Origin of the sequence: Actinophytocola sp., from assembly GCF_049647105.1 — a bacterium.
Lineage (GTDB): Bacteria > Actinomycetota > Actinomycetes > Mycobacteriales > Pseudonocardiaceae > Actinophytocola.
In genome coordinates this window covers 26,875-37,594 of record NZ_JBARWZ010000313.1, presented here as the reverse complement: position 1 = coordinate 37,594, position 10,720 = coordinate 26,875, and the positions used below count along the sequence as shown (strand labels likewise).

Here is a 10,720-nt window from a genome sequence, read left to right as displayed (position 1 = left end):
AATGCGCGGTGCGCTGAACGTGAGGGTCTCCGCGATACGGCCGTACTCAGGCAACATCGGGTCCATGCGCGGCGAGTGGGAGGCGTGACTCACGCGCAGGTGCTTGAACTTGCGCCCGCGCTCCCGCCAGTAGGCGCAGGTCGTCTCGACGGCGTCGCGGTCGCCGGAGATCACGATGGCGCGCGGGCCGTTGTCCGCCGCCACAGTTACCCGCGTTCCACGCTCGACCTCGGCGAACTCGTCGCGGCTGATCTCGATCGCGGCCATCAGCCCGCCCGGGGGCAGCTGCTGCATCAGCCGTCCCCGAGCGGCGATCAGCGTGCAGGCGTCCGGCAGCGACAGCAGCCCGGAGACGTGGGCTGCGGCCAACTCTCCGGCCGAATGTCCCAGCACGAAGTCCGGTGTGAGGCCGAGGGACTCACACAGCCGGTAGAGGGCGACCTGGATGGCGAACACCGCCGGCTGGGTGTACTCGGTGCGGTCGACCAGCAGCGCCTCCGCCGATCGTGGTTCGGCGAAGAGCACCTCGGTCAGCGGTCGGGGCAGGTGCTGGTCGAGGTGATCCGCCACCGCGGTGAAGGCGTCGGCGAAGGCCGGGGACGCGGCGAGCAGCTGGCGCCCCATTCCGGTCCATTGCGGACCTTGGCCGGCGAACAGGACCGCGGTCTTGCCGCCGGGCGTGGCGTACCCGCTGAAGGCCAGCGGTTCGGTCTTGCCGTGGGCGAGTGCACCGAGCCCGGACAGGAGTTGCTGCCGGTCCCGCCCGAGAACCACGGCACGGTAGGCGAACTGGGTCCGCGTGGCCGCCAGGGAATGCCCAACGTCGTCGAGGTCGCAACCGGGCGCGGCGGACACGGTCGCCAGCAGCTGGTCGGCCTGCTGGCGCAGTGCTGCCGAGGTGTTCGCCGAGAGGACCCACGGAATCAGCCACGACGGCCGCCGGTCAGCCACGACGGCCGCGGTGGCGCCGGTCGGGGCGGGGCTTCCTCGACGATGGCGTGGCAGTTGGTGCCGCTGATCCCGAAGGACGACACGGCGGCCCGGCGTGGCCGGTCGGCGGGCGGCCAGGGCACCGACTCGGTCAGCAACCGCACCGCACCGGTGGACCAGTCGACCCGCGTCGACGGGGTGTCGGCGTGCAGTGTGCGGGGCAACACCTGGTGCCGCAACGCCAACACCATTTTGATCACGCCAAGGATGCCGGCCGCGGCCTGGGTGTGCCCGATGTTGGACTTGAGCGACCCCAACCACAGGGGCCCGTTCGACCGACCCTGTCCGTAGGTCTGCAGCAGGGCCTGCGCTTCGATCGGATCCCCCAATACGGTGCCCGTGCCGTGCGCCTCGACCGCATCGACGTCGTGGGGTGCCAGGCCGGCTACGGCGAGGGCCTGATGGATCACGCGTTGTTGGGAAGGACCGTTGGGCGCGGTCAACCCGTTGCTGGCACCGTCCTGGTTCACCGCGGAACCGCGCAGCAGAGCCAGCACGGGGTGGCCGGCGTGGCGGGCGTCGGACAGCCGTTCCAGCAACACGACGCCGACGCCCTCGGCCCACCCGGTGCCGTCCGCGTCGTCGCTGAACGCCTTGCACCGGCCGTCTGCGGCCATGCCCTGCTGTTGGGCGAACTCCACGAACATTCCGGGTGTCGACATGACGGCCACACCGCCGGCGAGCGCCAGATCGCATTCACCGCCGCGCAACGCCTGCCCGGCCAGATGGACCGCCACCAGCGACGACGAGCACGCCGTGTCGACGGTCACGGCCGGTCCCTGCAGGCCGAGACAGTAGGCCACCCGACCGGACAGGACACTGATCGAACTGCCGGTCAGTGCGTACCCTTCCAGGCCCTGGTCGGCATCCTGGAGCCGAGGTCCGTACTCCGCGCTCATCGCACCGACGAACACGCCCGTCTCGCTGCCGTGCAGGAAGACGGGATCGATGCCGGCGCGCTCGAGCGTCTCCCACGCCACCTCGAGCAACTGGCGCTGCTGAGGGTCCATGGCCACCGCTTCACGGGGCGATATTCCGAAGAACTCTGCGTCGAAGCCCGCGATTTCGGCGAGGAACCCGCCTCCCTGAGCGTAGGTCGTGCGGGCCCGCCCGGGCTCGTTCGGCCGGGCGGTCAATGACGCCAGGTCCCACCCGCGGTCGGTGGGAAACGGTGTGATGGCATCCCTGCCGGCACTCAACATGTCCCACAGCTGGGTGGGGGACCTCACGCCACCCGGCGCTCGGCAGCCCATCGCCACGATCGCGATCGGCTCGTCGTCAACGGGGGGCCGCGCGACCGCCGGGCTCGTGCCACGCGGTGCCTCCGCGGCGGTAAGGCCACGGAGATGGTCGGCCACCGCATGCGGGGTGGGATGGTCGAAGGTCAACGTGTCTGGTAGGGACTGACCGGTCGCGGCGCTGAGCGCCTCGCTCAACTGCACGGCCGCAACGGAGTCGAAGCCCATCTCGCGGAAGCTGCGCTGAGGATCGACGGCATGCGGATCGGGATGATCCAGGACTCGCGCGACGTGCGTGCGCACGAGGTCGATCAGGGCCCTGTTCCTGGTGGAGGAGCCTGCCGGCTCGCGTCGGGGGGGCTTGGCTTCGGCACGTTGGCGTTCGGGCAGGCCGGCCCGCGGCGGGCGTTGCCGACCGTCCAACCAGTGGCGCTCGCGCTGGAAGGGATAGGTCGGCAGGTCCACAGTGGCCGGACGGCATCCGTCCAGCACCGCGGGAACGTCGAGATCCCGGCCCCGCACGTGCAGGCTTCCCATCGCTTCGAGCAGGCTCACCGGGCCGGGCCTTCGTGCCCGGAGGGTGGGCACTGCCAGCGTGTTCTGGTCCGGCCCGAGACAGTCACGCATCATCGGCACGAGTGCGGCGCCAGGACCCACCTCCACGAACAGTGCGGCACCCAGGGCGCGCAGGCGGCATATGCCGTCCGCGAACCGGACCGCGCTGCGGGCGTGCCCGGCCCAGTAATCCGCCGAGACCTCCGCGGACTCCCCGACCAGTTGGCCGGTGACCATCGAGACGAGCGGGATGTCCGGTGCGGCGTAGGAGAGCCCGGCAGCGATCTCACCGAGCTGGTCAACCATCTGGTCCATGTGCGGCGAATGGAAGGCGTGGCTGACCTGGAGCCGTCTGGTCCGGCGACCCCGCGCGGCGATGTCGGATCCGATGCCTTGGACCACATCGGTGTCGCCCGCCACGACGGTAGCATTCGGGGCGTTCACCGCGGCCACCGACGCCAGGTGCTCATGGCCCGCAAGCAGTTCCAGCACCTCGGTCTCGGTTGCCTGCACGGCGATCATCGCACCGTGCAGCGGAATAGCCTGCATCAACCGGCCGCGCGCGGCGACCAGCGTCACGGCGTCGGCCAGGGAGAGGACCCCGGCGACGTGTGCCGCGGTGATCTCACCGACGGAATGCCCGGCGACGAAATCGGGGCGCAGCCCCCATTGTTGCAGCAGGCGGTAGACGGCCAGCTCGATCGCGAACAGGGCCGGCTGGGTGTACCCGGTCTGGTCGAGCAGCTCCGCGGGCGCACTGTTCGCCGGGGCGAACAGCAGGTCCCGCAGCGGGTGCTCGAGATGCGGCTCGAACTGCTCGCAGACCTCGTCCAGCGCCGCGGCGAACACCGGATAGGTCCGGTGGAGGTCCAGACCCATGCCCGGGTACTGGCCACCCTGACCGGAAAAGAGCACGGCGAGCCGCTCGCCAGCGACCGCCGTCGCCCCGCGGAGCCGTTTGTCGCCCTCGTCCGATCCGACCGCGCCGAGCTCCTTGAGGAGCTTGGTGCGATCACCGGCGACCACGACGGCCCGGTGTTCAAACAGGGCGCGGGTCGTGGCGAGTGAGTAGGCGACGCCGTCGAGGGAAAGATGCGCCTCGCGATTCAGGTGCTCGTGCAACCGCCGGGCCTGCGCACGCAACGCCGCCGGGCTGCGTGCCGAAAGCAGGAAGGGCAATACCGGTGGCTCGGCCACCGTGTCCTCCGCACCTCCCGACGCACCTCCCGACTCATCGGTGGGCGTGGCGCCGGCGTCGGACAACACCACATGGCAGTTCGTCCCGCCCATCCCGATGGCATTTACCCCGCACACCAATGGTTGGTCCGGTCGCGGCCACGCACTGCCGGTCCGGCACACCCGGAGATTCAACGTGTCGAGGGGAATGTCGGGATTGGCTCGACGGTGGTGCAGGGTCGGCGGGATCTCCCGGTTGCGAACCGACAACGCGGTCTTGATCAGGCCGGTGATACCCGCCGCGCCCTCGAGATGACCGACGTTGGTCTTCGCCGAACCCACCAGCAGGGGACGGTCAGCCGGTCGTTGTACACCAAGGACCGTGCCGAGGGCGCGGGCCTCGACGGGATCCCCCACCTTGGTGCCGGTGCCGTGCAACTCGACGTATTGGACGTCGGCGGGCGCGATGCCCGCCCGCCGGTATGCCTGGGCCACGACCTCCGACTGGGCTGCCTCATCCGGTGTGGTCAAGGTGCGCCCGCCGCCGTCGTTGTTGATGGCGCTGGAGCGGATCACGCAGTAGATGGGATCGCCGTCGGCCAGCGCCTGCCGCGCGGGCTTGAGCACCACCAACCCACCGCCCTCACCCCGCACATAACCGTTCGCGCGCGAATCCAGGACGAAGCATCGCCCGTCCGGGGAGAGGGCACCGAAGGCGTTGACGGTCAGCGCGCTCGGGGGCGCCAGATTGAGGTTGATCCCACCCGCGATGGCGAGTGAGCACTCCGCCCGCCGCAGACTTTCCACCGCCAGGTGAACGGCCACGAGCGACGATGACTGTGCCGAGTCGACGACGAGGCTCGGTCCGCGCAAACCGAGGAAGTACGACAGTCGATTCGCGATCAACCCGCGGCTGGTTCCGGTCGCCGTGTGCCGGGTGATGGCGTCGTCACCCAACCCGTAGGTCAACACGGCGTAGTCGTCCCACACCGCACCGATGAAGACCCCGACCTGTTGTTCGGCCAGCCGGGCGGGCGCGATCCTCGCGTCCTCCAAGGCTTCCCAGCCCAATTCGAGTGCCAGCCGCTGCTGCGGATCCATCGCCGCCGCCTCCGGTGGCGAGATGCCGAAGAAGTCCGCGTCGAACAGGTCCAGGTCGTCGACGAAGCCCCCCCATCGCAGGCCGGCCACCTGGTTGGCGTCAGGCGACGCCCAGAGTCCGAGCGCGTCTGGTCGCCACTGACCAACCGGGACACGTTCGATCGCGTCACGTCCGTCGCGCAACAGCGACCAGAAGGCCGCCGGTGAGGGCGCCTTGGGCAGACGGCAGGACAGCCCGACGATCGCGATCGAGTTGTCGTCCCGGCCAACGAGTTCCTCGATGTGAACCATCGCCAGCTCCCTGATATAACTTCGTATTGGACGCGGGCGGACGACAGCGCGCAACGCCCGAGTGCGAAACATGCGCGGGAAATTCCGTTCATTACATAACTGGCGCGGCTTCGAACCTCCAGGGCTGCCGTCTTACCGGTGGTCCCGAATTGCCACGCCGCCGTAACGATCCAATGTCACGTGTCGAGACACGTCGAGTCGCGAGTGACCTGGTCCTCCAGTCAGCAACACGCACAATTTAAGCCATGACGACCTTCTTCAAACCGGAAAGCCCACGATGACTAAAGATCGATACGGCCGTTAGCCGGCGCTTCGCGGCCTCACGGGACAAGTACGATGACCGGCATGGCCAAGATGGCAGAGTCGATCTGCCCCTGCCTGTGTCATGGGGACGCGCGCGTAGATCCACCGGCTCTGCATGCCAAACTCCTTCACCCCGACAATATGCCCGGATTGCGGCAACTTCAAGAGGCTTACGGGACTGTCCCCCAAACGGTGTTTCCTGGCCCGATACGCTGACCTGGGTTCGGCGGGATGGGCACTGTGCGTGATGACGTCTGGGTTTGTGAAGAGTGAGCTGAATAAGGTCAAGAAGGCTGGTCGGGAGGTGTCGCCGGCAGGTCGCGGCGGTGGCGATGGTGGACCAGGCCCGGGAGCAGGGGCTGGATTTGACCGGTCCGGACGGGTTCTTGAAGCGGTTACCAAGAATGTGTTGGAAGCGGCGTTGAACGCGGAAATGACCGAGCATCTCGGCATGCGAAGCACGAGGCCGAGCCGGGTCGCGTGTCGACGAATATGCGAAATGGTGCGCGGTCGAAGTCGGTGATCTCGGATTCGGTCGGCGAGGTTCAGATCGTGGTTCCTCGGGATCGGGAAGGGACGTTCGAGCCACGAATCGTGAAGAAGCGGCAGCGTCGTCTCGGTGATGCGACGTCCGCATGCGCACCTCCTGCGGATAAAACGATGCTTGCGGCGGTGGTGAGCGATCCCACCACGATTCGATCATCCATCGCGTCACGACTACTCCATTCAGTGCGACGCCAACAACTGGGGCAGCAACATAACCCCAGCCAGGCCAGACGTAAAAGCACGCGTGCCGCTATGCGGAACAAGAATGTTCGCCGCCAGGGTCGCCCAGCACGGGGGCTGCGCCAGAATCTCACCTCCGTAATATGCCTTGGCAATTGCTCCTGTGGTCAACTGGTGGCGGGGTACCAGGCAGCCGCCGCCAGCGATGCGCCGGCCGATTGGGGCAGGCGGAGTACCTACTGCGACGCACCCGGGCGAGATGCATAGGCAGGCCCGATGCCTACCGGTGCCGATGCACGATGGTTACCGCCGGCTGCGCCGCACTGATGGCCATGGCCAGCAGGTTCACCTTCGACCGCAATGCCTTCGCTCTCGGCGACCGCGCATGGCGACCGGACCTGGTCCTGCACGTCGAGCGCGAGCGGACAAGACGCTGGCGGATCCGCCAGATCGGCTCCGGCGGTCCTGGGTCAGCGTCTTGGTCACGTTGGCCTGCTGGGTGTCGGCTCCACGGAACGTCGCGGATCGGTTCGGCGGCTGGCATGCGCTGCGGGGTGGGACGGCAGCGGCTCGCCGCCCGCAACGCCCACCTCGACGTAGTTGATCTTCTAGGCCCGCCGCGTACCGGGTCGCTCGTGTACGGCATGGACAAGATCGACACCTGGGGCGCTGTCTCGAACCGGTCCACAATCGACGTTCTCGGCTGGACGACCGGCGACCGCCTGCACATCGTCCTGCTCGGCGGCTCGGTCGTGGCCCACCGCGACGAGACCGGCGCATTCACGATGGGCACCAAGCCCTACTTCGTGGTCCCCGCCGCAGTGCGACACCGCAACGGCCTGCACTGCCGAGACCTCGTGCTGATGGCAGCCGACCCGAACCACGACGTCCTGGTCGTGCACCCACTCGCCGCGCTGGACACGATGATCACCACCTACCACGCCTCCCTCACCAACTGATCAAGCCCGACGAGAACCCGGCCCGCAGGACCGCCAAACCCCGCCGCCAGGGCTCGGTCCGGCACGCCCTATCCGACACCCAGATCGAGCCGCGTCGTCGAGATCACGAACGACGGCACGTTGCGAGACATCGCACCGGGCATCCGTTGGCACTGCGCGGTTCTCTCGCCGTCGCGAAGAACATGCCTGCAAACCGGCGGCCGACCGGAAGGACCTGACACAGATCCCGGTCCCCTGTTGAACGGGCCCGGCACACTGATCCCCAACAACCGGCACGTGGCTCGTCGTCACGCGTGACGGCTGGCCGTGCGCACCGGAGAGCCAGCTACCTCGTCAAGCGGGAGCGGCTACGGCACCCGCCCCCGGGGTCTACCGGTTCTGCACTCGCTCGAACCGCACCTTGCTCAGGAAGCCCGGCAGGTCGCTGAGCACGTACAACTCACCCTGCGCGTCGGCGCCGAACGCCGTCGGCTGGGTGGGGAAGGTGCCGATCGTGGCGGTCTCGTAACCTCCACGCGGCTTGGGACGCACGGCGTACGCGAGGGTCGAGCAGTAGTCGCTGGCGATGTAGGTTCCCCACGCCTCCGGCGTCGCCGACCCCCGGTACACCAGGCCGCCGGTCACCGAACAGCCCTCGGTCATGAAGTGCGGGTACTCGAACACCGGATCGGTGTAGCGCACCCCGTCACGGCACTGCTGCTGGTCGAACACCGGCGTGCCCTCCCGGCACGACCACCCGAGGTTGGCCCCGCCCTGCGACGGACGGATGTGGTTGACCTCCTCGATCAGCCCCTGCCCCACGTCCCCGATCCACAGCGAGTTGTCCACGTCGATCGAGAACCGCCACGGGTTACGCAGGCCGTAGAGCCAGATCTCCGGCCGGGCCCCGGCCACCCCGACGAACGGGTTGCCTGCGGGGACGCAGTACGGCTTCCCGCCGCAGGCGCGGTTGACGTCGATCCGCACGATCTTGCCGAGCAGCGTGCCGAGGTCCTGGCCGGACTTGAAGGGGTCGTTGGCGTGCCCGCCGTCGCCGGTGGACCAGTAGAGGAACCCGTCCCGCCCGAAGGCCACTTGGCCGCCGTTGTGGTTGTTGTACTCGGCGTGCTCCTGGGTGAGCAGCACCTGCAGCCGGTCGGGTGCGGTGAGCGGAACCCGCGCCAGGGTGAGCGCCCCGGCGGGAAGGCTCGTGTAGGCCACGTAGAGCATGCCGGTACGCGTGAAGTCGGGTGCGGGCGTGATCCCCAGCAGCCCCCGCTCGTTGCCCGAGGTGTCGACCCGGCTGGTCAGGTCGAGCACCGGCGTGGCGGCGAGCCCGGTGTCGGGGTGATAGGCCCGTACCGTACCGGCCTTCTCCGCGATCAACATCCGCCCGTCCGGCAACCCGGCGATGGCAACGGGTCGCCGCAGGCCGAACGCAACCTGCTCGGACACCACGGTCAGTTCGGTCAACGGAACGGCCCGGGGTCCAGCCCCACCCGCCGCGGCCGATGGCACCACGAGCGCGGACAGAACAAGGACGAGCAGGATGACGAGCACACCGGCGGAGCGACCACGACATCGCGACATTTCGACTCCTCGCAGCCAGGGTGGAGACGATCTGGGAGCGCTCCCAACGGTAGCGTGATTTGTCGGCAATCTCCAGCCGCGCCGCGCACGAGGCCCTGACACAGTCCCGCGAGCCCGGCTCCGCGGCTTTGAGCGCTCCCAAAGTTTCGGCCGCGGGTCAGCCCATCATGGCCAGACCCGGCAACGGGCAACCCATGGGCACAGCGATCGCACCGGCACGGTCGCGGGCCTCCACGCCGGTGGCCGACAGGCGACCGCGACCCCGGCGACACGGTGTCCTCATTGCCTGTGCGCGTTCAGCCTGGCCGTCTGCGCACCGGCGGGAGGTTCACCGATGCCCGCCGTGGTCGGGGCTGCCCGCGTGGTGGCCCGCACCGCCGGGGTGCATGTGGAACCGGGCGACTTCCGGGGGATGCACGACGAACGGGCGCATCATGCCCTCGTCGTGGTCGAGGATGTGGCAGTGGTACATGAACTGTCCCGTCGCACCGTCGAACTGGCCAGCCACCCGGATCCACTCCCCCGCCCACAGGCTGAACGTCTCCTTCCAGCCCTCCTCGTGCTTCTCGATCGGCGAACCGGCGACCGGTGCGAGCATGGGGCGGGTGGTGCCGCCGGCCGCCAGGTCGAACGCCGTCAGGTCCGCGAACTTCCAGCGGGACAGCAGCTGGAACCGCGCCATGTGGATGTGCATCGGGTGCGGGGCACCGCCCAGCTGGATCAGGTTCCACACCACCCAACGGTCGCGGTTGACGAAGATCGTCGTGGTCTCGTCGAACAGGCGGGCCACCTTGCAAAACGTGCGCACCCGGGTACGTGGTCGGGTCCGTCAGCTGGATGACGCCTTCTGCCGGGAACCGGGTCGGCATGTCGTCGGCGTCCCTCAGTCCGACATCTCCGGGTGCGGGCGGCCGGACACACTGGGCAGGGTCGTCGCGACGAACACCTCGTCGTGGTCTTCCGGGACGTGTGTCACCCGGGTGTACGAAGTGGACAGTGCGGCGGGTGGTGAGAAACGCGTCGCTGCGGGCGCGGCTCTCGACCCGGAACTCCATGATGTCCGGTTCCACCGACGCGCCGGTGTTGACCAGACGCAGGCGCTGCCCCCGGAAGCGGCTGAAGTCGATGAGCAGGTCGACGCGTTCGGCCGGGGTGATGGTCAGCCCGCCCCGCCGGGATCGCCGCGGGGCGGGCAGCAGACCCGCGTCCGTGCCGATGATCCGGACCGCGTCGTTGTGCACGACACCGGCCTCGTCGACCAGGTCGAGGCGGAAGAAGCGGCCGTTCGCCGCGTTGAGGGCGCGGAAGCGGTACCAGCGGGCGTCGACGTCGAGGTGGGGCCAGCTGACGCCGTTGACGAGGGTGAACGGGCCGGTGACGGGAGCCGTGGTGCCGGTCGCCGGCAGGTACTGGAACTTGAACAGCAGCTGCCCGGTGAGCGTGCCGGTCGCCGGGTCAGTGTCGAGGTTGCGGTCGGTGATGATCAGCGGGATCTCGTGGTCGCCGCCGGGTAATCGCAGGCGGTCCTCCTCCTCGTCGCGGATCACGTACAGGCCCGCGAGTCCTGCGTGGACGTTGAAGCGGGTCACGGCCATCGCGTGGTCGTGGTACCAGAGTGCGGTGGCGGGCTGGCGGTTCGGGTACTCGGTGAGCTGCGTGCGCCCTGGCGCGACACCGTTGTGCGCCCAGCCGTCGTTGCCCGCGTTCGTCAGCGCGCCGTGCAGGTGCTGCGCCCAGGCCGAGCGACCGGACGAGTCGTGTCATTCTCGCGGGATTGCACGGGTATTCCTTCGAAGCCATCCGCCGTTTTCC

4 protein-coding genes and 4 pseudogenes are annotated in these 10,720 nt (G+C 68.7%); 3 read left to right on the top strand and 5 right to left on the bottom strand.

The window, feature by feature from the left end; all coding sequences use genetic code 11:
- Window positions 1–42: 42 nt before the first annotated feature.
- Both WBA97_RS38620 and WBA97_RS38615 read right to left on the bottom strand, forming a co-directional pair.
- Window positions 43–2,693 (bottom strand): annotated as a pseudogene (locus WBA97_RS38620) (type I polyketide synthase); the annotation flags it as partial.
- A gap of 108 nt (window positions 2,694–2,801) precedes the next feature.
- Window positions 2,802–5,351, bottom strand: a pseudogene (locus WBA97_RS38615) (type I polyketide synthase); the annotation flags it as partial.
- 550 nt (window positions 5,352–5,901) lie between these two features.
- On the opposite strand from WBA97_RS38615, the pseudogene WBA97_RS38610 reads away from it, so the two are divergent.
- Both WBA97_RS38610 and WBA97_RS38605 read left to right on the top strand, forming a co-directional pair.
- Window positions 5,902–6,272 (top strand): annotated as a pseudogene (locus tag WBA97_RS38610) (transposase); the annotation flags it as partial.
- 650 nt (window positions 6,273–6,922) lie between these two features.
- Window positions 6,923–7,339 (top strand): hypothetical protein, encoded by a 417-nt coding sequence (locus WBA97_RS38605; protein ID WP_424236020.1) that lies wholly within the window; start codon window positions 6,923–6,925, stop codon window positions 7,337–7,339.
- Between the two features lie 369 nt (window positions 7,340–7,708).
- On the opposite strand, the gene WBA97_RS38600 is transcribed toward WBA97_RS38605, so the two are convergent.
- Together WBA97_RS38600 and WBA97_RS38595 are read right to left on the bottom strand one after the other, a co-directional pair.
- Window positions 7,709–8,908, bottom strand: a complete 1,200-nt coding sequence (locus tag WBA97_RS38600; RefSeq protein WP_424236018.1) for a PQQ-dependent sugar dehydrogenase — start codon at window positions 8,906–8,908, stop codon at window positions 7,709–7,711.
- 328 nt (window positions 8,909–9,236) lie between these two features.
- Entirely contained in the window at window positions 9,237–9,698 is a 462-nt protein-coding gene (locus tag WBA97_RS38595; RefSeq protein ID WP_424236016.1) for a multicopper oxidase domain-containing protein, read from the bottom strand.
- Between the two features lie 199 nt (window positions 9,699–9,897).
- Between WBA97_RS38595 and WBA97_RS38590 the strand changes: the two genes are divergently transcribed.
- Complete coding sequence (locus tag WBA97_RS38590; RefSeq protein ID WP_424236014.1) at window positions 9,898–10,422, top strand: hypothetical protein; 525 nt, start codon at window positions 9,898–9,900, stop codon at window positions 10,420–10,422.
- Window positions 10,423–10,497: 75 nt separating this feature from the next.
- Here WBA97_RS38590 and WBA97_RS38585 read toward each other — a convergent pair.
- A pseudogene (locus tag WBA97_RS38585) lies at window positions 10,498–10,620 on the bottom strand (multicopper oxidase domain-containing protein); the annotation flags it as partial.
- Window positions 10,621–10,720 lie beyond the last annotated feature (100 nt).

What these genes read in the sequence shown, in the direction of transcription:
- WBA97_RS38605 (WP_424236020.1), top strand. Translation starts at nt 6,923, where the DNA reads ATGCGCTGCGGGGTGGGACGGCAGCGGCTCGCCGCCCGCAACGCCCAC.
- WBA97_RS38600 (WP_424236018.1), bottom strand. Translation starts at nt 8,908, where the DNA reads ATGTCGCGATGTCGTGGTCGCTCCGCCGGTGTGCTCGTCATCCTGCTC.